Origin of the sequence: Pseudoalteromonas apostichopi, from assembly GCF_030297135.1 — a bacterium.
Classification (GTDB): domain Bacteria; phylum Pseudomonadota; class Gammaproteobacteria; order Enterobacterales; family Alteromonadaceae; genus Pseudoalteromonas; species Pseudoalteromonas apostichopi.
This window is the reverse complement of record NZ_AP028066.1, coordinates 222,387-244,952: the sequence shown is the minus strand read 5'-3', so window position 1 is coordinate 244,952 and position 22,566 is coordinate 222,387. Positions and strand designations below refer to the sequence as shown.

Annotated in this window: 18 protein-coding genes; 9 read left to right on the top strand and 9 right to left on the bottom strand. The window is 41.2% G+C overall.

Features of this window, described 5'->3' with window-relative positions:
* The first annotated feature begins 1 nt into the window (after position 1).
* The 6 genes from QUE86_RS17160 to QUE86_RS17135 all read left to right on the top strand — a co-directional run bounded on the left by QUE86_RS17160 (position 2) and on the right by QUE86_RS17135 (position 8,092).
* A complete protein-coding gene (locus QUE86_RS17160; protein ID WP_286260728.1) occupies positions 2-1,459 on the top strand; it encodes an N-acyl-D-amino-acid deacylase family protein in 1,458 nt (485 codons plus the stop codon).
* Between the two features lies 1 nt (position 1,460).
* Entirely contained in the window at positions 1,461-1,844 is a 384-nt protein-coding gene (locus QUE86_RS17155) for a RidA family protein (RefSeq protein WP_130052824.1), read from the top strand.
* Positions 1,845-1,972: 128 nt separating this feature from the next.
* Entirely contained in the window at positions 1,973-3,421 is a 1,449-nt protein-coding gene (locus tag QUE86_RS17150; RefSeq protein WP_286260727.1) for a sodium:solute symporter family protein, read from the top strand.
* Entirely contained in the window at positions 3,414-4,328 is a 915-nt protein-coding gene (locus QUE86_RS17145; RefSeq protein WP_167657449.1) for a sugar kinase, read from the top strand. Before QUE86_RS17150 ends, QUE86_RS17145 begins: the two co-directional genes overlap by 8 nt.
* Positions 4,329-4,331: 3 nt before the next feature.
* Positions 4,332-6,635, top strand: a complete 2,304-nt coding sequence (locus QUE86_RS17140) for a family 20 glycosylhydrolase (RefSeq protein ID WP_286260726.1) — start codon at positions 4,332-4,334, stop codon at positions 6,633-6,635.
* A gap of 140 nt (positions 6,636-6,775) precedes the next feature.
* Positions 6,776-8,092: a methyl-accepting chemotaxis protein gene (locus tag QUE86_RS17135; protein WP_286260725.1), complete on the top strand. Its 1,317-nt coding sequence runs from the start codon at positions 6,776-6,778 to the stop codon at positions 8,090-8,092.
* Positions 8,093-8,303: 211 nt separating this feature from the next.
* Here the strand turns inward: QUE86_RS17135 and QUE86_RS17130 are convergent, their stop codons facing one another.
* Positions 8,304-9,302: a DUF4382 domain-containing protein gene (locus tag QUE86_RS17130; RefSeq protein WP_286260834.1), complete on the bottom strand. Its 999-nt coding sequence runs from the start codon at positions 9,300-9,302 to the stop codon at positions 8,304-8,306.
* 227 nt (positions 9,303-9,529) lie between these two features.
* On the opposite strand from QUE86_RS17130, the gene QUE86_RS17125 reads away from it, so the two are divergent.
* On the top strand, positions 9,530-9,970 hold the full coding sequence (locus QUE86_RS17125; protein ID WP_130052819.1) for a hypothetical protein: 441 nt from the start codon (positions 9,530-9,532) through the stop codon (positions 9,968-9,970).
* A gap of 38 nt (positions 9,971-10,008) precedes the next feature.
* On the opposite strand, the gene QUE86_RS17120 is transcribed toward QUE86_RS17125, so the two are convergent.
* The 6 genes from QUE86_RS17120 to QUE86_RS17095 all read right to left on the bottom strand — a co-directional run bounded on the left by QUE86_RS17120 (position 10,009) and on the right by QUE86_RS17095 (position 15,992).
* Positions 10,009-11,697, bottom strand: coding sequence for a methyl-accepting chemotaxis protein (locus QUE86_RS17120; protein WP_130052818.1), 1,689 nt, complete (start codon positions 11,695-11,697; stop codon positions 10,009-10,011).
* Positions 11,698-11,796: 99 nt separating this feature from the next.
* Positions 11,797-12,306 (bottom strand): GNAT family N-acetyltransferase, encoded by a 510-nt coding sequence (locus QUE86_RS17115; protein WP_130052817.1) that lies wholly within the window; start codon positions 12,304-12,306, stop codon positions 11,797-11,799.
* A 3-nt stretch (positions 12,307-12,309) separates the two neighbouring features.
* Positions 12,310-13,653 (bottom strand): N-succinylarginine dihydrolase, encoded by a 1,344-nt coding sequence (gene astB / locus QUE86_RS17110; protein ID WP_286260724.1) that lies wholly within the window; start codon positions 13,651-13,653, stop codon positions 12,310-12,312.
* 48 nt (positions 13,654-13,701) lie between these two features.
* Entirely contained in the window at positions 13,702-13,932 is a 231-nt protein-coding gene (locus QUE86_RS17105; protein ID WP_054562555.1) for a helix-turn-helix domain-containing protein, read from the bottom strand.
* Between the two features lie 521 nt (positions 13,933-14,453).
* Positions 14,454-15,467: a zinc-binding alcohol dehydrogenase family protein gene (locus tag QUE86_RS17100; RefSeq protein ID WP_130052815.1), complete on the bottom strand. Its 1,014-nt coding sequence runs from the start codon at positions 15,465-15,467 to the stop codon at positions 14,454-14,456.
* A 93-nt stretch (positions 15,468-15,560) separates the two neighbouring features.
* Complete coding sequence (locus tag QUE86_RS17095; protein WP_130052814.1) at positions 15,561-15,992, bottom strand: MarR family winged helix-turn-helix transcriptional regulator; 432 nt, start codon at positions 15,990-15,992, stop codon at positions 15,561-15,563.
* 123 nt (positions 15,993-16,115) lie between these two features.
* On the opposite strand from QUE86_RS17095, the gene QUE86_RS17090 reads away from it, so the two are divergent.
* A complete protein-coding gene (locus QUE86_RS17090; protein WP_054553604.1) occupies positions 16,116-16,544 on the top strand; it encodes an organic hydroperoxide resistance protein in 429 nt (142 codons plus the stop codon).
* 27 nt (positions 16,545-16,571) lie between these two features.
* Here the strand turns inward: QUE86_RS17090 and QUE86_RS17085 are convergent, their stop codons facing one another.
* Positions 16,572-18,305: a GMC family oxidoreductase gene (locus tag QUE86_RS17085; protein WP_286260723.1), complete on the bottom strand. Its 1,734-nt coding sequence runs from the start codon at positions 18,303-18,305 to the stop codon at positions 16,572-16,574.
* A 179-nt stretch (positions 18,306-18,484) separates the two neighbouring features.
* Between QUE86_RS17085 and QUE86_RS17080 the strand changes: the two genes are divergently transcribed.
* Positions 18,485-20,608, top strand: coding sequence for a methyl-accepting chemotaxis protein (locus QUE86_RS17080; protein WP_167657456.1), 2,124 nt, complete (start codon positions 18,485-18,487; stop codon positions 20,606-20,608).
* Between the two features lie 137 nt (positions 20,609-20,745).
* On the opposite strand, the gene QUE86_RS17075 is transcribed toward QUE86_RS17080, so the two are convergent.
* On the bottom strand, positions 20,746-22,218 hold the full coding sequence (locus QUE86_RS17075) for a sensor domain-containing diguanylate cyclase (RefSeq protein WP_286260722.1): 1,473 nt from the start codon (positions 22,216-22,218) through the stop codon (positions 20,746-20,748).
* Positions 22,219-22,566 lie beyond the last annotated feature (348 nt).

The window sequence follows — 22,566 nt, the reverse complement described above, 5'->3', positions numbered from 1 at the left end:
AATGCAGTACACCGTCTCACAACCTGTTGATACATTAATTCAAGGCGCTAAAGTATTTGATGGCCTTGGCAACGAAGCGCTTACTTGTGATGTAGCTATTAGCGGTGATCGTATTGTTGCCATTGGCAAATTAACGTCATTGTCAGCAAAAGAAGTCATTGATGCTAAAGGCCTATGCCTTGCTCCTGGGTTTATTGATGTTCACACGCACGATGACCTTGAAGTACTGCGCAATCCAAATATGGCTGCAAAAATCAGTCAAGGTGTCACAACCGTAATCACAGGGAATTGTGGGATCAGTGCAGCCCCTGCAATTGTTAAAGGATGCGCTCCTGATCCGATGAACCTACTCGGTGCAGCCAGTGAGTTTAAGTTTGCCAACATGGCTGATTACATAGCAGCAATTCAAAGCGCTCCTTCGAATGTCAATGTAGCCGCTTTGGTTGGTCACACAACGCTTCGTAATAATGTGATGGATGATTTATTGCGCACGGCGACTGAAAGCGAAGTTACTCAAATGTGTCGGCAGCTTGAAAGTGCATTGAATGCTGGCGCGCTAGGATTAAGTACCGGCCTTGCCTATAAAAATGCGAATTTTGCCACAACTGATGAAGTTCAAGCGTTTGGACCTGTGCTAAAAGCACATAATGCGCTGTACACAACACATTTGCGCACCGAATTTGATGCTGTGCTTGACGCTATGGATGAAGCATTTGCGATGGAAAAGCTGTTTGATATTAAGGTGATCATTTCTCACCTCAAGTGCGCTGGTAAAAATAACTGGGGACGCGCGCCTGAGTTAATCGAACGATTTTCAGTTCAGGGAGCGCATTCTCGTTGTAGTTGTGATGCTTATCCTTATGCCGCTAGTTCAAGTACATTAGATTTAAAACAAGTGACAAGTGACTTTGAAATTTTTATCACGTGGTCACAACCACATCCAGAAATGGCCGAGCGCTCACTACAAGAGATTGCTGATGATTGGCAGTTGTCATTAATTGATACCGCTAAAAAGCTGCAACCAGCCGGCGCTGTGTATCATGGTCTGAATGAAAAAGACGTAGCAATGATACTCGCTTTTGATAAAACCATGATTGGTTCAGATGGTCTCCCTTGTGACCCTCATCCGCATCCCCGTTTGTGGGGGTCTTTTCCACGTGTGTTAGGCAAATACGCTCGCGAAGACGGTATTTTTTCACTTGCGACAGCGATCCATAAAATGACTGGGTTAAGCGCGAGTAATTATGGTTTAACCGATCGTGGTGAAATTGGCTTAGGTAAGTTTGCTGATCTGGTTCTTTTTGACAGCGATGCCATTTGCGATAACGCCACATTTATTAATTCCGAATTGCCGGCTTCAGGCGTCCATCGTGTATGGACCAACGGGCAGGCAACACTTCTTAATGACCAAGTTGTGCCAGCACACTCGGGCAAATTTTTAACATCAGTTGGAGAATAACATGATCAGACGTATTGGCATTGAAGGTGGTACAGGCACCGGTGGACAGCATTTACCTTTTGCTCGAGCTATAGAAGCAGGTGGTTGGTTAATGGTTTCGGGGCAAACACCAATGAAAGATGGTGAAGTTGTTGAAGGTGGCATTATTGAGCAGTCGCGTTTAGCGATTCAAAACTGCATCGATATTATGGATGAAGCGGGTTATGGTCTTGAACATGTGGCGCATGTAAAAGTGATTTTGACCGACTCACGCTATTTTCAGTCGTTTAATAAGGTATTTAAAGAATTTTTTGGCGAACATCCGCCGGCACGTATTTGCGCAGTCGCAGATCTGGTTGTTGACTGTAAAGTCGAAGTTGATGTGACTTGTTATAAAGCACCTTAAAAAACATTAAAGCGTTCAGCAGCAAAGGCTGTTGAACGTCAAAAGCACGAAACGAAATTATAACTATAAGCACCAAGCCAAACAGCAAGTAATCATAATAATGAGGCTTAGGTGAAGCAGGATGTCGTATGAAGTGGCAATTATTAATGGCCTTTTTAGGTTATCTGATTTTTATGATCTGGTTTGGCTGGTGGGTTAGTCGTAACAGTAAAACGGGTGATGATTTTCTTCTAGGCGGACGAAACCTTCCTTTCTTTTTAACCTTAGGTACTACTGTTGCAACTATGGTTGGAACTGGCTCATCCATGGGAGCCGTAGGTTTTGCCTACAGCAATGGTTGGGCTGGCATGATATATGGGCTCGGAGGTGCGTGCGGGATTTTATTGCTGGCTAAACTTTTTGCGCCGGTCAGAAAATACGAATTTATGACAATGAGCGAAGAAGTATCGTTTTATGTCGGTGCCAATCCGCTTGTTAAAAATACTATCGCTATTTTTATTTTTGTAGCCAGTATCGGTTGGCTTGGCGCACATATATTGGGTGGTGGTATGTATTTGGCTTGGTTAACAGGTCTGTCGCCGCTCAGTGCTAAATTATTTATTGCACTTGGTTTTAGTATTTATGTTGTTATTGGTGGTTATGTAGCCGTTGTATGGACAGACTCTATTCAAGCACTTGTGTTGTTTATAGGATTTTTCTTGATGGCGGGTGTCGCGTTGTATCAGGCAGATGGTTTAGCCGCAATAAACGAAGCACAACCTTTATTAAATCAAAGCTTTTTATCGTTAGATAAAATAGGTGTAGTGCATGGGGTTTCGTTATTTTTTGCAGTGTTGATTGGTGTTTTAGTCGCGCCTTCATTTCGTCAACGTATTTATTCTGGCAAGCATGTGAAAAGTATCCGGCAGTCGTTTTATTTATCAGGCGGCTTATATCTGCTTTTTGCGATCGTGCCAGCGATTATTGGTATGGCTGCATACAAACTAAACCCATCACTTGAAAACAGTGCATTTTCTTTCCCTTACATGGCCTTTGAGCTGCTTCCGTTTGGCTTAGCTGCGCTGGTTATTATTGCTGGACTTTCAGCTACTATTTCTAGTGCTAGCTCAGATGCTATTGCGGCTGTTAGTGTGCTTATACGTGATATTTATATACTGGTATTTAAACGGATGCCGCATGCAAGTGAAGTCATAATGCTTTCGCGAATTGGCCTGGTGCTAACTATTGGTATCGCGTTGTTATTGGCATTACTTACCAATGATGTGATTGGTTATATCACCAATATGATTGCCACTTTGATGTCGGGATTATGTGTATGTGTTCTACTCGGACATTTTTGGCCGCGCTTTAATTGGCAAGGAGCAATGACAGCCTTGTTTGTGTCATTTATTGTATCAATGGCGGTCATTTTAATACCGAGTTGGCAAGCTTATTGGAGTAATCCAATTATTCCAGCGACAACTGCATCAATGCTTCTATCGGTATTTGTAACGCTCATTACTCCAAAACAAACATGTGATAGTGAACAAGCATTAGCAATTTTAAATGCACAAAGAGAGGCGATGCATCATGATTAAAATCGCATTTTTTGGTGAAGCTATGCAGGAATTAAATGACGAGCACGTACTTCGTTTTGGTGGTGATGTTTATAACACTGCAGTGTACTTTAAACGCTTAGCACCACAGGCAGACGCGCAATTTGTTAGTGCTATCGGTATTGATGAAATAAGCCAAGCTGCCCAGACGCTTTGGCGACAGCAAGGGTTATCACTTTCGTTTGTGCAAACGTCAACGGATAAAACATTAGGACGTTATGGAATTACAACTGACAGTCATGGTGAGCGAAAATTTTGTTATGCACGAAGTGACAGCGCTGCCAAACAATTTTTTCAGTTAGATACACAACATAACTTTATAGAATCGTTAAGAACTACACACTTTAGTCATTGTTATTTATCGGCAATTAGTCTCGCTATTTTAGATACAGCTAATCGGCTGTTACTACTCGACGTATTAGATGACTTTAAGCGTGCAGGTGGCAAAGTGATTTTTGACAGCAACTACCGCTCGGTTCTTTGGCAATCTGAGCAAGCGACTCCGTTTTATTTAACCGCTTACAAGCTTGCCGATTATTTATTTGTGACTGACGATGATCATCATGGCGTTTTTGGTCAATGTAATGAGAAAGAATTAGTCAGCTTTTATCAACAATTTACTAATAAGCTGGTGATTATTAAGCAAGGTGTAGCTGATACTTTAGTGCTCAATAACAAGGAAATACAACGCTTTACTGTACAAAAGGCTGAGCATGTGGTGGATACCACTTCCGCTGGTGATGCCTTTAGTGCGGGATTTTTAGCTACATATTTATACTCGCATAATACACAACAGGCTATAAGTACCGCACAACAAGTAGCGCTTCAGGTTATTGCTCAAAAAGGAGCGATAGTGCCAACAACAATCCAAATAGCGAATGAGGGTTAAGCAATGACTTATTTTTTACGTTTATTGATGTGTGCTTTGTGCGTGACAGGCACTGCCGTCGCTAAACCGCCATTGTTGATGCCTATGCCTGTAAGTGTGACGAATCTTGATGGCCAGCTGCAACTGACATCGAGCCATCTATCAGTTTACCTTGATGAAAAGTACAGAAACTCAAGTAAGTTACTATTTGAAAATACGGCGTTTTTACAAAATTTTTCATCAGTTACTTGGCAAGATAAGCGCAGTGCTCAGTTAAAAATTGAGGTGGCTGCTTGGCTGGGTGATATCCCTCGATTAGATGTTGATGAAAGTTATCAACTGATTATTAGCACTAAGGCCATAACACTTAAAAGCCAAACACAATTTGGCATGTTGCGCGGTTTTGCAACGCTTAATCAATTGCTATTTTCAGCAAAGACACCTTATCAACTTAATGCAATGACAATCAACGATGCACCCACTTATCCATGGCGTGGATTGTTATTTGATAGCGTGAGGCATTTTTTACCTATTAGTGATGTAAAACGGACATTGCGAGGGCTAGCATCAGCAAAAATGAATGTATTTCATTGGCATTTAACCGATGATCAAGGCTGGCGTGTTGCCCTTAAAAGCTACCCGAAATTACACCAAGTTGCATCCGATGGGCTTTTTTATACCGCAGAAGAAATCAAAGATGTCGTGGCATATGCAGCAAATTTAGGAATTCGAGTTGTGCCTGAATTTGATGTGCCAGGCCATGCCAGTAGTATCGTGCTTGCTTACCCAGAGCTTGGCAGCGGAACAAAACTTGATGAGATAGAGCGTCGCTGGGGTGTATTCAGGCCTTTATTAGATCCAAGTAATCCTAAGGTTTATCGTTTTGTTGAAGAAGTTGTTAAAGAATTGACAGAGTTATTTCCTGATCATTATTTACATATTGGTGGTGATGAAATAGATGACAGAGATTGGCAAGAAAATACTCAAATACAATCATTTATGGCTAAGCATAAGCTTTCGGATACGCATGGCTTGCATGCTTATTTTAATCAGCGAGTTGCGGATATATTAGCAAAATATAATCGTAAGATGATAGGCTGGGATGAAGTGTTACACCCTAAGTTACCCGAGCAAACCTTAGTGCAATCTTGGCGCGGCCATCATTCCCTCGCGGCTATACAGGAAGCTGGGTTCGATGGGTTATTATCGAGTGGCTTTTATATTGATCAACCACAATGGACCAGTTATCACTATCGCAACCACCCAGATCCAATTAAACCTAAAAGGGTAACTGCTAAAGAGGTAATTAACCACTCAGTTTTTACTTTGAAACGATTAAAAGGAAGTTCAGTCAAAGGAAAAGTGACGGTATTTAGAGATACTCAATCCTTGTTAGCAGCATTGGTATACATAGAAGGAAAAGGGCATTTTATTACTGACCAAGTTGCGCAATCAGAGCACGGTTTTGAGTTATTGATAGACACTTGGATGGGGCCTACAAAGCTTTTTGTAGGAAACATTGAAAGTAATCAAACTGCATTTGTGGGTAACACTCCATACAAGATGAAAAGCAAGTCAGAAAATAAACCAAGCTTAACGGCACTTAATATTTCACTTCACGATGAACAAGGTAAAGATAAAAGTGGCAGGGTGTTGGGCGGTGAAGCAACTATCTGGGCCGAACTTATAACGACAGAGAGCTTAGATACTCGCTTATGGCCTCGTTTATATGCGATTGCAGAGCGATTTTGGTCGCCAAAAACGCAAGTAAATGAGCGAGATATGTATCGTCGTTTAGCAGTAATGGATGAGTTTGCATTGCAGCATGGAGGTCGGCATAAGCAGCAATTTAGTGCTCGATTGAAGGCATTGTTAGGCGACAATGTAACACAAGAGAAAATTGCTAATTTACTAAAATTTAGCGAGTTTTTAGAGCCTGCACATTATTACACCTTGCATCATTTAGCTTATTTGCGTGATGAATACCATCATGGGGCTCCCCTTGATAAGTTAGTTGATGTGCTGCCAGTTGAAAGCTTAATGCTGCGAGAGTTTGATTATAAAGTGGCTGACTACAAGCAGTCTTGTTCTAAAGCTCTTGAGAGCTCATTGCAATTACAAGTTGATGAATGGCATAAGTTTATTAAGCATAACAAGGTCTTAATTGAAGGAATTAAAGAGTGGCGAAATCCCTACCTGCAAATTAAACACGCGCTGCAGTCAAATGAGTCACAGTTCATTGTTAATAATAATGGCACGATTGCTCAGTTAGTGGCTTCATTAAATCAATATAAAAAAGTGTCTTCACTTTGTAAAAACAGTGGATAATGAGCAATTAAAAGGAGTGTTAGTTTCGGAATTTATTCTGGCCTAATGCTCTATTTGTAGGGCTAAAAGGTACTTTTTTATGTGAATCTATCACTTACTGAGATAAACTTTATTAAAGTACCTTCACAATTGGTTTTTCAATGTGGTTTAGTAACAATAAAGATCAACTCATTCATGAGTTGCAGCATGATGTTGATAAAGGTCAGCAGTATTTAGCTGGGATCAGAGAAAATATTGCTTATATCGAATTTACACCCGATGGAACTGTTCTTGAAGCCAATGATTTGTTTTGTAAAACAATGAAAGTGCAAGCAGGCGATATTATTGGTCAGCATCATAGTAAGTTTTGTGCGCCTGAATATAGTAGCTCAAAAGAATACCAAACCTTTTGGCAAGATATTGCTAGAGGCCAAGCAAAGTCAGGGGTTTTCTCTCGCATTAATGGTGCCGGCGAAGATATTTGGCTGCGTGCAACTTATTTTCCCGTTAGGGGTGATGATGGCCAGGTACGCTGTGCGATTAAGTTTGCTTCAGAAATTACCAGAGAAGTTGAAAAGCTTGATGAAATGTCGGCAATTTATGATGCCGTTAATAAAAGTACTGCGATGATCCGTTTTACTCCTGATGGTCATATTATTTCTGCAAATGATAATTTTCTTAATGTTGTGGGTTACAGTCTCGCTGAAATCCAAGGTCAGCATCATAAATTGTTTTGTTATGATGACTTTTATCAAAACAACCCCAACTTTTGGCAAGAGCTTGCGAACGGGCGCATTTTTTCTGGGCAATTTTCTCGTAAAAAACGTGATGGCATCCCGCTTTATTTAGAGGCAACCTACAACCCTATTTTTAATAAACAGGGTAAAGTGACGCAGATTATTAAGTTTGCATCTGATGTCACCGCCAGAGTTAACAGCACCGAAGAAGTTAAACATGCAGCAGAAAATGCCGGCTGCACTTCGAAGGAAACCTCGCAAGTCGTGACGAATGGTCAACAGCGAATTTTGAACAGTGTTGAGTCATCAAAAAAAGTGAGCGAGCAGGTTCATCAAACTCGTGAATTGTCAGATGTATTAGCGCAGCAGTCATCACAAATAGGTGAAATTGTAACGACTATTAATAGCATCGCAGAGCAAACAAACTTACTAGCCTTAAATGCAGCGATTGAAGCCGCTCGAGCAGGGGAGCATGGTCGTGGTTTTGCGGTGGTCGCCGATGAGGTTAGAAATTTATCGCAACGTACTTCTGCGTCAACCAGTGAAATATCAGGTCTTATTGGGGAGACTCAAGAAATAGCAGCAAAAATGACAGCCCTTATCGAAGAAATAGAAGCGTTGTCTGGTGAGTCTCAACAAAATGTTGAAGAAGTCAGCATGATAATGGGAGACATTAAATCAGGTGCAGATAAAGTGGTGGATAAAATATCCGAAGTGATTACTCGCTACGATAAACTTTAAAAAAAAGCCCGCATTGCGGGCTTTTTAGTGGGGTATTGATACTAATCCTCAATAATACATAATCATTTTGAGGGATTAAACCTGTCGCTATCTGCGTTAAAAATTCCTGATTTAGAACAACTAAATAACGAAATTTTTGCATTGTTATCAACAAGCTTTTATTGACTCAAAATAGACCACTTAGTTAAATGAATTGGTATTAAAGCCAATATTATTCAGAAACTGTGAAAGACACGTTTAAGTCTTCACCCGATGTTACTGTAATTGGTTTAACTTGATAAAGCGTAAATGCTTCGTCTTGAGTTTCTACGTCATCGATATGCGCTGCACAGGTGTAGGCAAGTTGGTAATCACCTGGTTGAATGAACGCAAGTTCAAATTCGTATTGGTTATCTTCGCTATCGAAAATCACATCAGCAGTTGCAAGTGGTGCATCTAGTGGTGTTTCATCTTCGTTAACTTCATAGTTATCCATTGGCATTTCAACATCGCTGCTGTATAGGTAAATAGCATGACTGAATGAGCCATCTTCTAATGCGATATCGATATTATCTGTTTCACAGTTAGCGATGAGTACGTCGCTAACAGTACCTTCGATATCTTCAGACTCGGCAAGGTTTTCTAAACGAACACCGCGTGGTTTTAAGAAGATCTCATCACTATTTTGTGGATCAACCAATGACTTTTTAAGGTCAAACTCAATAACAAAGTCGTTACCAGCTTGGTTAAGGGTAAAACCATCAAGTTGGATTTCACCTACACCATCGTTGCCTTTACGCTTAACAACCAGTGGTGCAATGCTGTCATCTTCGTTAACAACATGCGAAGTCATGGTTAAATCGTTTGTGTCACCATTGATAACATCTGCACGGATCCATTGATATTCGCCAGCAGGAACTTCTTCATCTTCTAGTAAAGAAAATACATCATCACCTGTGTAGTCTAACAAGTTAACCATTTCAGGCATGGTTTCATCATCATCTTCACGGGTCTCAAAAGTGAACTCTTCACCACCTTGGGTTTTCAATGTGATTGAATCAAATACAACATTAACAGCTTTTAAACCTGTCACAGGTGCGTCAGACACACCTAACGTGAATTGTGCAGTTTGCGGCTGAGGGTCAACCGAGTCGTTCTTGTCGTTATCTGAGCCACAACCAACCAGTGCAAATAGAACGGCGCTGCTAAGTAATGTAGTTTTAAAGTTCATCATTTCTTCCCTATATGTTCTAAAAATTTACTAATAGTGTAATAACTAAAACTTAATGTAACTTGAACTACTAATAGTAAGTTTCTGGTAACACCTTTGTACCTTTTTTGTAATGAGATGAAAGTTTTTAAAGGTTTAATTTCAAATAAGAGTGTTTTTGAGGTAAATCCATTTTTCATCCACATTTTGCTGACACCATAACGAAAAATAAAAACCTAGGAACAAAAATGAAAGTTATTGACTTAGAGAAGCGCTTTGAGCTTAGAACTTGGGTCTTGTTAAGTGTATTTAATATGCTCTTATTGGTTGGTTATATGCATAGTAAGTCGGAGTTAGGCAATTTATTTTTTAGTTTTTTACTGTGCAGTGTTTCGTTGTTATTGGCGCTACTTGTAGTGAACTCAAAACGCAATTTAACAGTGTGTCGCCATGGCGTGTATTACCGTAATTTATTTGGACAATGCCGTCATATGCATGCAAGACAAGTGCAGTTTATTCATCATTACTCACTTTTTGGTCTGCGTTTAGTTCTTATTATGAGTGAGAAATATGCCTGCTTTGCGCCATTTTATAGTCTCAGTCATAAGCAGCAACAACGCCTTAAGCGCTACGATAATGATTTATTCGATTGGTTAAAGAACTTACAAAAGACCAATGATTTTTGTTAAGCAGGTATCTCTACCTGCTTAACAATTACGCTAAAATGTTAGGTTTTATAACGACTTACATTTTGTTCTAATTGCGTTGCCGTGTCTGACAGCTCATGCATGTATGATGTGGCTACATCGGTATCATTGGCGGTTTTGTTAGCAATATCAACAATGGTCGTCATGTTTTGATTAATCGCTTCAGACACTGATGTTTGCTCTTCAGCGGCTGTGGCAATTTGTGCATTTTGTGATGTTATGGTGTTAACCGAAAGCAGTACTTCATTAAGCGCTTTTTCGACTTCGCCCGCCTCATTAACACTGGTTGCACTGCCTGATTTAATTGACTGCATAATGCTATTTACAGTTGTTGTTCCTTGCTGTACTTGCTCAATCATTGCCTCTATTTCGTGAGTACTGTCTTGCGTGCGTTTTGCAAGCGTACGCACTTCATCAGCCACCACTGCAAAACCACGGCCCGCTTCGCCAGCACGTGCCGATTCAATTGCCGCGTTTAGTGCCAATAGATTCGTTTGCTCGGCAATGTTTCTGATCACATCAAGCACACTACCAATTTGACTCGATTGTTGATTAAGCTGATCGACCGCATTAGCTCCTTCATCAACTTGTTTGGCAAGGCCGTTAATAACTTTTATAGCGATAAGTAACTGGTTGTTAGCTTGTTTGACTAAATGATCGGCATGTTCAGCAGCGGTTGAGGCCTCTTGGGCGCTGCGTGCCACTTCCATTGACGCCGCTGACATTTCGTTTATTGCCGTTGCAACTTGTTCACTTTCTTCATGTTGACGATTAATACCTGCGTGCATATTGGCAAGTAGCTCATTGAGCTTATGTGACGCTTGATTCATCGATTGCGATGATTGGCGTATATCAATAACCATTTTTCCGACGTCATCGGCAAAGCGGTTAAACGAGCTGCCAAGTTTGCCGAGTTCATCGTCTCGTTTCACCATTAAACGCTGGGTTAAATCGCCATCACCTTGTGATATATCGTTCATTGCTAGTACGGTTGTGTGAAGAGGGCTAGTAATACTGCGCGATACCACCACAGCAATCGCTGCGGTAATTGCAACTGCAAATACTGAAGCGATAATAGTATTAATAAAGGCATTATCAATACCTTCATTAACTCGTTGCTCTGTTACTGCAACTTGTTGCTCAAGGCCGCTGATCCAAAAACCTGTTCCTAGTACCCAATTCCATTTTGGTACCAAAGCGGCATAACCGAGCTTAGGATTTACACTGCCATTGGTATTTTTCCAAGAATACTGCACATAGCCACCGCCTTTCTTCGCCGCATCAATGAGCTCTCGTATCAGATAAACCCCATTAGGATCTTTAAAATCATAAAGGTTTTTACCCTCAAGAGAGGCGTTAACGCCATGGGCAATGTTGATACCTTTAACATCATAAACAAACACATAGCCGGTATCGCCAGCATCATCAAAACGCAAATTACGTAAGATACTTTTTGCTTGGTTTTGCAGCTGTTCAGTATTAGAGCCATCATCTTGCGCGATCAGGTGAGCAATCGAGCTCATGGCAATTTTTTGATAGTTACTGACTTCGGCCTTTCGGTCGTTTTCCATTTGTGTGGCAAAACTTTCAACGGTTTGTGCACCACTGTGTTTTGACTGCACATAGTTGTAGAGTGTCAGCATAATTGCAATGAGTAGGGGGGGAAGTAGGGCTAGAAAGAGTACCCGTTGCTGTATTGATAGCGCCATTTATCGCTCCTAATAAAAATCCGCAGTACTAGTTTAGTACGTTTAAAGATTTTTATTAGTCGACTTTATGGTTATATCAATTGGCTATAAAAAGCAGATCTAGGCGACTTGCTTATAAAAATACACCGTTGCGTCAAATTCACCGGAGGAACTTTTCGCAAAACCAGGAATAGTGCCAGCTTCAATATAATCGAGTTTGCGATACAAATATGAGGCAGTATCACCTTGGCGGGTATCAAGTACCAGTAATTGAATACCTAATGTACGGGCGTCGGTCTCTAGACTATTCATCAATTGTTTTGCTATTCCTTTGCCTTGATATTCGCTGTGTACCATGAGCTTTTCTACCTCGCCGCGGTGAGCGCCATTGGCCTTGGCGCACAAAGAAAGCTGCACTGAGCCAATCACCGTATCACCATCAAGGGCAAGATAAAGCCTACGGTAAGGAGTTGCTAAATCTCCATCGACCCCTTGCCAGTAGTCATGTGCTGACTGTAATGATAAAGGGGCAATAAAGCCGATTGATGCGCCACTGGCAACGCTATCAATCAGTAAAGTATTGAGTGATTTAGACACCCCTTTAATAGAGTGTACTGCTTTAAGTTTCATTATTTATTCTTGTTGAAATGGATACACAGAGCCTAAATTAAGTAAGCTGGTTAACTCATCAAGTGCCTGATAGCTTTCGGTTAAAAGCAGTGGGTCGGCAAAGTCGTCACTACTTAAAGAGTCACGGTAATGCTTATTCGCCCAACTCACTAGTTGAGTATATTTTTCTTCGCTGAAGCGCACACCCGGATTGACCGCTGCCAGTTCGTCAGTATTGAGTGCAACACGTAAGCGTAAACAAGCAGGGCCACCACCATTTTGCATGCTTTGGCGCAAGTCAAAAAAGCGTACTTGTTGAACTGGGTTATCTGCCAAAATCATTTCTTGAATGTAATCGTGAACGGCTTGATTGCGCTGACACTCTTTAGGAGCAACCAGCATCATGCTGTCATCATTTAAGGTAATTAATTGGCTATTAAATAAATAGCTGCTTACGGCATCTTTAATGTTCACTTTATTGGTTGGTACTTCAATAATATGCAGTGGCTTGTTGCCAAGGTAGGCTTGTTTAATTTGTTTTAAAGTATCAGCTTGATGCAAAAACGCTTGTTCGTGGCATAAAAGTACATTGCCATTGGCCACAGCAATTACATCGTTGTGGAAGACACCTTGATCTATTACATCAGGATTTTGTTGAATAAATAACTGATTTTCTGGCTTTAGCTGATGTAAACGGGCAATTGCTTGCGATGCTTCTAGAGATTGTCTTGCAGGAAATTTAACGGGTTTTGGTAGGGCGCTATTAAAACTACTTGCACCATAAACAAAGATCTCAAGCCCTGCATCTGCATGGCTGTCACATAATCGATTATGATTTGCGGCACCTTCATCACCAAAAAAGCCTTGATCAGGTAAGTGTGTATGATGGCTAAAGTAACGCTCATCGTTAAACATGGCTTTTAGTAATGCCGTTGTTGTGACAGGTTCTAACGAGCGGTGAAATTTGTTATTTAAGTTAGCAGCCGTAAAGTGCACTTTGCCATCAAGAGTATCGACTGAAGGCGAAATAGTGCCAGCATTGGCTGTCCACATTGCCGATGCACTGTAACAAGCTCGCAGTAAAACAGGGTCGGCTTTAAATGCTTTTTCAATAATTTGGCTATCGCTGCCTGTAAAGCCTAAACGCCTTAGCACATTAATGTCAGGGCGAGCATGAGGTGCAAAAATACCTTGTTCTAGGCCTAATTCGTGCATTGCCTTCATTTTTTCAAGGCCTTGTAGCACAGCCTCTTTGGGGTTGGAATGCGAAGAGGCGTGACTTAGTGAAGCGACATTGCCATACGATAATCCCGCGTAATTGTGAGTAGGCCCCACTAAGCCATCAAAGTTTACTTCTACTGCGTGCATACTTAATCCATCATTATTGTGCGTGTATTTTAACCATACAGAAGTTATTTAGCTGAAGCTAGCTAACTCCATTTCTACATTACGTAGACTTTGTTGAAGGCGCTTCTGAGTGGCAATTAAATACGCTTTTTGTTTGTTCTGTTTAACTTGTTGCTGTCGTGCAGCTTTATATAACACACGCTTAGGAATGTCGTACTGCTCAGACGCTTCGGTGATTGTAAGTTGATGAACCGAAATTTTTTTAAGCGCTTCAATAAATGCGGGGTCATTATTTAACATAGCGACGCTCCAAATCAGCAACATTATGCGGATCGTTTGCTTCATGCATATGCCATGTGCTGATGTCTAATCGCCAAAGTAGATAAAGAGTGTGAAAGAAGTTAGTCACGTTAGTCTCCTTGTTAGTGCCTGTTCATACTCACTATAGGAAGATCTGTGCCAAACCTTTATTAAATTTAAAAGCATTAAAAATCAATTGGTTAATATTTTTTGGCTGGGGAGTCCCTAAAATCAGGCACTAAAATAGTGAAAGGTAATTGCTGTAATGCACTTTAATGATGCGTGTTTTTATTGTTGAGTGAGGAACTACGCGATGTGAAATCGCTGCTACATACTCACACCTTTTATCTCGTTTTTCGTAGCAGCGGCTATATGCCGCGACATGGGTGAGGTAGGAGAGATACGAGAATAAAACGCGATGTAAAATCGCTGCTACATGCTCGCATCTCGCTTCTCGAAACTTTACTCTCTCTAACTTTCCCCTCGCAACTCGTATCTTTCCCCTCGTAACTCGTACCTTTTTACTCAAACCCTTCCAATACCAGCTTTCCGCGAGCCTTATGAGACTCTAAAATCCTATGGGCTTTAATAAGGTTTGCTACGTTTATCTTACCTAAATGTTCACCCAATGTTGTTTTGATTGTGCCGTTATCAACTAAGGTGGCTAGCTCTGAAAGAAGCTGATGCTGGGCAATCATATCATCGGTTTGGAACATTGAGCGGGTATACATAAACTCCCAATGCAACGAAATACTTTTACGCTTTAACTTTAAAATATCAAAGCTTGCAGGGTCGTCGATCAGTGCCAATTTACCTTGTGGCTTGATCACTTCCATAATGCTATCAAGGTGTTGGTCGGTGTGCGTTAAGCTAATTACATAATCAAATTCACTAAGTTCAGCTTCAAGGCGTTGCTGGTTAAGGTTTTTGCTATGATCAAGCACATGATCAACACCTAAATCTTTAAGCCAGTTGGCGCTTTCTTCTCGTGCGGCGGTACCAACAACTGTTAAATTGGTAAGCTGTTTGGCAAGTTGCACTAAAATTGAGCCTACACCACCTGCGGCACCGATCACTAATACAGAGGCTGGTTTATTGTTCTTAGATTTTTCAATCTGTAAGCGATCAAACAATAACTCCCATGCCGTGATACTGGTTAATGGCAGGGCGGCTGCTTCACTATTGCTGAGGCTTCTTGGTGCAAGACCGACAATGCGCTCATCAACAAGTTGCAGCTCAGCATTACTGCCTTGGCGCGTTAAGTCGCCAGCATAAAACACACGGTCACCCACATTAAATAACGATACTTTGTCGCCTATAGCTTTAATCGTACCCACAGCGTCCCAGCCAATAACCTTATAGCCACTCTCGGGTGACACATTAGCGCGAATTTTAGTATCAACTGGGTTTACTGAAATTGCTTCTACGGTTACAAGAATATCGTGACCTGTGGCAACTGGATCAGGTAATTCAATCGCTTGTAGTGATGAGTCAGATAACGTTGGGGTTGCTGTGGTGTATCCAAATGCTTTCATGATGGTGTCCGTATTGATGAGTTTTGAACACTATAGCGCATAGAATTATATTAAAAAGAGTTGTAATCCAAATTCACTTTCAAATAATTTTTGTTAATTAAGGTCACCATTTACTAAATCGAGTAACTCAATCAGTTGCAACGCTTGTTGATCGTTAATGCTTGGGAAGCGACAACGAATTTTCGACGGTATCTCAGCGGCTTGATCTTGCATCGCTTTGCCTTTGGCTTCGAGCTGAACGAGTCGTTTGCGTTTATCTTGGCTATCTTTGATGATCGATAATAATGCTTTGTCGCTCATTTTTTTTAAAATTTGCGTCATCGCACCGCCATCAATGGCGGTTTTTTCAAGTAGTTCAGCAATGCTGATCTGATCTTTTTCCCACAGCGCCATCATCACTACGTATTGCGGGTAGGTTAAATCTAATTGATTGAGAGAATCTCGATACGCACGGGCAATCCCATTCGATGCCATATATAAGCGATGGCATAGCTGGTTATCTAATTTTAGTTGTGGGTATTTCATACTCGATCCTCAAAACTTAATAAGAGTATTTTAATTTGCATGCAAAATATTTGCAATCCCGAAAAAGCTGATCTAATATATTTTGCATGCAAAATATATTTCCACTTAATTAGGAGAGTAACCATGAAAGAACTACAAAGCGTCGCATACACAGCAAAAGCAACAGCTACGGGTGGTCGTGAAGGTACAGCAAAATCAGATGATGGCCGTTTAGATGTGGCACTATCAACACCTAAAGGGTTAGGTGGTGATGATGGTCAAGGTACAAACCCTGAGCAATTATTTGCAGCAGGTTATGCGGCGTGTTTTATCGGCGCATTAAAACTAGTTGCTGGCCAAGCAAAAATTAAATTACCAGCAGATACTCACATAAACTCAGAAGTATCAATTGGTCCTATCGAAGGCGGTTTTGGTATTGCCGTTAAGCTTGCGGTATCAGTGGGTGATCTTGATAAAGACACAGCCCTTGCTCTAGTTAATAAAGCACACGAAGTATGCCCATACTCAAACGCAACGCGCGGTAACATTGCTGTAGAACTATCAGTGATCTAATCATTGTTGATCAAATTAAGCCGTGCTTTAAGTACGGCTTTTTTGTTTTTCAGCAATCGATTTTGCTAAATCGCCTGAGTCAGTGAGCGCTGATACTAAGCCTTCGCGCGGCTCACTAAACTCTATTGGCTTAATCTTACTTGCTCGCTCTTTATCGAATATTGGTATTTGGCTCATCGCGTATTCAGATAAGGCGGTAATGGTTAATGATGGGTTTACCCCTAAATTACCCGGTATGATTGAACCGTCGATAACACGCAGGTTTTGATAGCCAAATACTTCCCCCGAGCTATCAACTACGCCGTTGGAAGCATCAGTACCCATAGCGACCCCACTCATGATATGTGCCGTCATCGGTACACCAAATAGCACTTCAGATAAGGCTGAGCCTGGCACACCGCCAAGTTTTTCGGCGTATAGTTTGGTCGCTTCTTCTGCTTTTGGAAAACTAACGCTAAGCGGCGTATCATTTTCTTTTTGCACTGCAGTTATGCTCTTTTTAAAGAAGCGATACCATTTGCGTCGCCACTCAAGGTGAATAAACGCCTCTGATTTTTGCATTACTAAAAATAGAATGGAGCTGCGGGCTTTGCCTTTTGGGCGCAGAACTCTGGCTGTTTTTATTGGATGGCGCAGTGTGTTAACTAAAAACTTAGTAATACGCTTTAGACCTTTTCCTGTCACCATGGGAACGTAAGGTAAATATAGCCATGTGCCATCGGCACCTTCTCTAAACCGGCAAATTTCAATGTTAGTGTCTTTGTCGACCGAAATAAATGAGCTGATGGCAACACCATCATCAACTTTTTTAGTGGTGTTGTTAGCGGTGGTGAGGGTTTCTGAGTTAGTGCGAATTTGCTTCCCAAGCCAAGCTGAAATATTGGGCAATGTTTTGTTTTTATCACGCATTTTTAAAAGCAACGGAACGGTGCCCATTACTCCTGCACTTAGCACAACCCCTCGTGTTGTCAGGGTATAAATATGGCTATTGCGATGACTGGTATCTTTAATTTTGATTTTGTATCCGGCGCTACCATCTGCACTGAGCGGGGTGATTTTTATTACTTCAGAGCTTGGTCTTATTTCTACGCCGTTGCGCTCGGCAAAGTAAAGATAGTTTTTCATTAAAGTGTTTTTAGCATTATGGCGACAACCAATCATACAGCTACCACAGTAATGACAGGTATTTCGCCTTGGACCATCACCGTTAAAGTAAGGATCCGGTAGCTCTTTGTTATAGGCTTCGCCGGGTTTTGCAAAAAGCACACCTGTGTTCACGGTTTTGAAGGAGTCACCTTGACCCATTTGCTCAGCAATGTCTTTAAGCGCGTGATCGGCAACATTGGTGTAAGTATTTTTGGCACTGCCTAACATGCGCTGTGCAAGACCATAGTAGGGCATTAGGGTTTCCTTCCAGTCTGATTTTATTCGTGTCCAAGCTGGAGATTGAAAGACTTCATCATCAGGAATAAGGTGCACATTGGCATAAATTTGTGAGCCACCCCCAACACCGACGCCATGCAGCACTGTGACTTTGCTGGTAAACGAAAATTGAATGCAGCCTTTTAGGCCAATTTCTGGCTGCCACATATAGTTTTTGATATCTAAATTGGTTTTTGGAAACTCTTTATCGTCGCGGCGCAGGCCTTTTTCGAGTACTAATACCCGGTTACCTTTCTCGCTTAGGCGTAGCGCACTAACAGAGCCACCAAATCCGGAGCCTATAATAATTTGGTCAAAATCAAATGTGTGTTGCTGCATTATTGTAACCTGTTGGTGTTACCTACTATTAAAGACTTGGATTAGTAGTGGTGGCATGTTTAATTTCTCTACCTGCAATGCTTTTTATTATTAGTACTTTTTTTGCAATTAATCTAATGTGATCAAACAAATGGTCTAAACTATTAGTTAATCAATGATAATAATAGCAGGAAGAATCAATGCGGCAGTTAGCATTAGCGAAAAAGTTGTTATGGCTCACCGTAGGCAGTATTTTTATTACGGTGTTTGTTTTATCAAGCATTTTATGGTGGCAGCTTTCAAGTAGTAATCAAGAGTTAGCTAAACAATCTGAAAAGCTGATTGTTGCTGAAGTGGAAGAGAAACTTTCCTCAAATGCAACAGCATATGGTGAACAAGTCGCCGGCTTTATCAATGAAGCATATCGAGTACCTTACTCATTCGCTGCTATTTTAGGCGACCCTGATGCTGCAGCGACTCTAACGCGCGATGCAGTGGTTGAACTTAATCGCTCTATACTGAATAAAAACACAATACTCTCATCTATTTACTCGCAATTCGAAGCAAATGCATTTGATGGTCGTGATGCTAACTTTATCAGTGGCTATGACCACTCTGTAGCCGGTGCTGGTACATTAGAAATCTATTTCACGCGCAATCGAGATGGTGTCATTGAGCAACAAGTTGTTGACGATGTCGCAGAAAAATATGTAGACACGTTAAATGAATTTGGACAGCGTGAAGCTGAGTGGTACTTGTGTGTAAAAGACACGAAAGTGCCATGCATTATGGAACCTTATCTATACGAAATCACCCCTGGTTACTCTGAAATGATGACGTCTTTAACGGTGCCAATTCTTCGAGGTAGCGAATTTATTGGTGTTGCTGGTGTTGATTTAACCCTGCCTGTGTTTCAAAGCATGACCGAAAAACTGTCAAAAGAGCTGTATAACGGTAAAGCTCGAGTCACTTTATTAAGCTCACTTGACTTAGTGGTAGGTAGCAGCCATTACAAAGATAAGCTTGGCAGGCCGCTAAAAGAGGCAGTGACTAAAAGCACTTTAGACAATTACGTAAAAGCGAAAAATCAAAGTGGCGTATTTAAAGTCGGCGATCAGTACTTAGTTAATTATCCAATTACAATTAAGCTTGCTAAAACACAGTGGAACTTGTTGATTGAAGTGCCTGCTGAGCTTGCTCTTGAAGGCCCTCAAGCACTTGCAAATAGCATGAGTGAAAATGCTAATACCTTAGGTGGTTTAATCTTGGTTACAGGTATTATTATTGCTGGTGCAGCCTTTGTTATTATGACTTTAGTGATCCGCACTATCGTGGCGCCATTACAACAAATTCAACAGCGTGTTGATAACCTCGCCAGTGCTGAGGGGGACCTAACACAAACTCTACATGTTGATACACATGCTGAATTAATCGCATTGGCAACAGGCTTTAATGCGTTTCTTACTAAATTACGCGACTTAATTGGTGAGCTTAAAAATGTATCGACACAAACTAAAGAGCAGGCTCATTTGGCGACAAGTGTTGCAGTTGATACTAAACATAACGTTCAAGCTCAGTTCCAAGAAATAGAGAGCGTAGTGACGGCAATGAACGAAATGAGCGCAACAGCGCTTGAAGTGGCAAGAGCCTCAGAGCAGTCAGCGCAACAAGCCGATGAAATAAACAGCCTAGTTGTGAGCAGTGAATCTAGCTTGTCGTCTGCGGTTACTCAAGTTAAAACCATGTCGGATGAAATCAAGGAGGCTAATCAAGCGGTTGAAAAAGTGGCGGCGCGAAGCAACGATATTACCCAAATTCTTGATGTGATCAGAACGATTGCAGAGCAAACTAACTTGCTTGCACTTAATGCGGCAATTGAAGCGGCAAGAGCCGGTGAGCAAGGCCGTGGTTTTGCGGTGGTTGCTGATGAGGTCAGGGCACTTGCTTCAAAAACACGCTCATCAACAGATGATATTAGTGGCCTTATAGATAGCTTACAGCTAGAAGTTGGTAATGCTTCTAAAGTCATTGAGCAAGGTGTAGTGCGCGCACAAACAGCAGTGGATGAAACCTCAGTTGCCTTCGATGCATTGCATGAAGTCGTGGTAAAAGTAGACGAAATAACGCAACAGATTACCCATATTGCAACGGCGGCGGAAGAGCAAAGTTCTGTCACAGAAGAGATAAACCGCAACCTGACGTTAATTTCAGATGCCGCATCGCAACTAGCTGAGCTATCGACACAGGCCGGAGATGGTAGCCAAACTCTCAGTGCACTCGTCGCGCAACAGGATGATGAGTTGAACAAGTTAAAGACGAAATAACTTTAAGCTGCTAGTTGCAAGAGTAAAGGAACTAGTTGTGAGATACGAGGTTCGAGAAAAAACGCGATGTAAAATCGCTGCTACATACTCGTACCTTTTTCTCGTAACTTTACTCTCGTAACTAGCAACTCGTAACTCTAACTACACTGCGCTTGATTGCGGCCTCGGTTTTTGGCTTGGTACAATGCTTTATCGGCGCGTTTTAACATCGACTCTATGTGCTGATCGTTTGCTTGCAAGGTGCTTACGCCAATACTCACAGTGAATTTAACGTGATTGTTGTCGACGATGATGTCTTGTTGTTCAATATCGACCCTGATCTTTTCTGCAATAGCAAATGCTGTGTGTTTGTTTGTCATGGGCAAAAATAATACAAACTCTTCACCACCAATTCGCCCCGCAATATCTGATGCTCTGCTATGTTGAATGAGTTTATGTGCTGTGGTTCGTATTACTTCGTCCCCAGTGGCATGGCCGTACTTGTCGTTTATGGCTTTAAATTGGTCTAAGTCCAATAGCAAGAGTGAACAGGCATTCTGATGGTTAATGTATTGCTCAAACTGTTTATTAACTGTTTCGAAAAAGCCCCGGCGATTATAAAGCTGTGTCAAATAATCTGTTAAAGATAACGCTAATGCTTCATGCTTTGCGCGCTCTAGTTCATAGGTTCGTTCTTCTACTTTTTGTTCGAGCATGGTGGTCAGCTTTTGTTGTTCTTTCTTGCGCTGAATAAACACGGCTTGAATAAGTAATACCGCTGAAAGAGTAAATAAAAAGAAAAACTGCATGGTCACTTCTGCTGTTTTAGGATGATGATAATAAAAATAGCCCCAGCCTTGATTACTTCCGACCCAAGCAGCAAAAAACACCAACATATTCATGCAGCTGGTGGCGGTTGGTGATAACCGCGTGGCAGCATAAAGAAGCGGAAACAACAGTAATGCAGGTTGTAAAAATGGTAATGTCATTGTTGTGTATGCGGGGCCAAAAATAAAATAACACAACAAAACCACGGTCAAAGTAAGCAACAGAAGCTTAGAAAATTCACTAAGGGTGACCGGATGCGGCCAATTTCGCCATAAAAAGTAAAGGGCAGGGGTGAATACAATCGCCGCTAGGGCATTGCTAATGCTCCAATTTAATATGCCTACATATAAGCCATCAAACCACTCAATACCTACAACTGAGTAGATGCCAACACCGAAAATCGCTGAGATTACCCCAATAGCAATACTGGCAAGAATAAATACTCTGGCTAGACTGGTGACGCTCGTCAGCAGCGTGTGTTGTTTAAGTTTTCGGTTAATTAGCCAAAATGCAGTTAAAGCAGCGAAAGTATTTCCTGTCGTTGTCGCGGCATTTATTGCTATGTGTTTAAAAGTGAGTGGATTTAAGCCGCTGAGATAAAAGTAGAAAAGCACGACTAAACAGGTGCCTGATGCAACGCCCAACCAGGCTTTGCGACCAAATAACATCAAGCCAGCCAATGCGACTCCTGCAGGTGGCCATACCGCCAGTGTTTTTAACACTTGCATGGTAAACAAGCCAAACAGCAGATAAACAGAGCAAACAATGATATTAAATTGCCAAGGTTTGAGCTGTGTGTTCATACATCCCTTTAAGTGCTTTTGTAATAAACCCATGAGAAAGGCGAGTTAGCATTATTTAAAGTACTAATAAATTAGTATATTAGCAGTTGGGAAATAGGCAAATTCGATTAATCTAAAAGTGGTTTTACATATCTGTTTGCTATTCATACAATTTATTAGACTAATAGTTAATGTGCTTAAAAAGTAAGCGAGCCTTACTCTTTATTGGCCTTTTTATTTTTAAAAACATTAAATATCAAAGTGTTAAAGTATTTTTTGAGACCCACTTTTTATTAAAAACCCCATTTTTATAAATTCATACCCTACCTTTTGCCTAATCGTGTTTTGCAGTTGGCTGCTTTACCCTAA

What these genes read in the sequence shown, in the direction of transcription:
- QUE86_RS17145 (WP_167657449.1), top strand. Translation starts at nt 3,414, where the DNA reads ATGATTAAAATCGCATTTTTTGGTGAAGCTATGCAGGAATTAAATGAC.
- QUE86_RS17115 (WP_130052817.1), bottom strand. Translation starts at nt 12,306, where the DNA reads ATGAAACTTAAAGCAGTACACTCTATTAAAGGGGTGTCTAAATCACTC.
- QUE86_RS17100 (WP_130052815.1), bottom strand. Translation starts at nt 15,467, where the DNA reads ATGAAAGCATTTGGATACACCACAGCAACCCCAACGTTATCTGACTCA.
- QUE86_RS17160 (WP_286260728.1), top strand. Translation starts at nt 2, where the DNA reads ATGCAGTACACCGTCTCACAACCTGTTGATACATTAATTCAAGGCGCT.
- QUE86_RS17135 (WP_286260725.1), top strand. Translation starts at nt 6,776, where the DNA reads ATGTGGTTTAGTAACAATAAAGATCAACTCATTCATGAGTTGCAGCAT.
- QUE86_RS17120 (WP_130052818.1), bottom strand. Translation starts at nt 11,697, where the DNA reads ATGGCGCTATCAATACAGCAACGGGTACTCTTTCTAGCCCTACTTCCC.
- QUE86_RS17080 (WP_167657456.1), top strand. Translation starts at nt 18,485, where the DNA reads ATGCGGCAGTTAGCATTAGCGAAAAAGTTGTTATGGCTCACCGTAGGC.
- QUE86_RS17095 (WP_130052814.1), bottom strand. Translation starts at nt 15,992, where the DNA reads ATGAAATACCCACAACTAAAATTAGATAACCAGCTATGCCATCGCTTA.
- QUE86_RS17085 (WP_286260723.1), bottom strand. Translation starts at nt 18,305, where the DNA reads ATGCAGCAACACACATTTGATTTTGACCAAATTATTATAGGCTCCGGA.
- QUE86_RS17075 (WP_286260722.1), bottom strand. Translation starts at nt 22,218, where the DNA reads ATGAACACACAGCTCAAACCTTGGCAATTTAATATCATTGTTTGCTCT.
- QUE86_RS17090 (WP_054553604.1), top strand. Translation starts at nt 16,116, where the DNA reads ATGAAAGAACTACAAAGCGTCGCATACACAGCAAAAGCAACAGCTACG.
- QUE86_RS17140 (WP_286260726.1), top strand. Translation starts at nt 4,332, where the DNA reads ATGACTTATTTTTTACGTTTATTGATGTGTGCTTTGTGCGTGACAGGC.
- QUE86_RS17130 (WP_286260834.1), bottom strand. Translation starts at nt 9,302, where the DNA reads ATGAACTTTAAAACTACATTACTTAGCAGCGCCGTTCTATTTGCACTG.
- QUE86_RS17150 (WP_286260727.1), top strand. Translation starts at nt 1,973, where the DNA reads ATGAAGTGGCAATTATTAATGGCCTTTTTAGGTTATCTGATTTTTATG.
- QUE86_RS17155 (WP_130052824.1), top strand. Translation starts at nt 1,461, where the DNA reads ATGATCAGACGTATTGGCATTGAAGGTGGTACAGGCACCGGTGGACAG.
- QUE86_RS17125 (WP_130052819.1), top strand. Translation starts at nt 9,530, where the DNA reads ATGAAAGTTATTGACTTAGAGAAGCGCTTTGAGCTTAGAACTTGGGTC.
- QUE86_RS17105 (WP_054562555.1), bottom strand. Translation starts at nt 13,932, where the DNA reads ATGTTAAATAATGACCCCGCATTTATTGAAGCGCTTAAAAAAATTTCG.
- astB (WP_286260724.1), bottom strand. Translation starts at nt 13,653, where the DNA reads ATGCACGCAGTAGAAGTAAACTTTGATGGCTTAGTGGGGCCTACTCAC.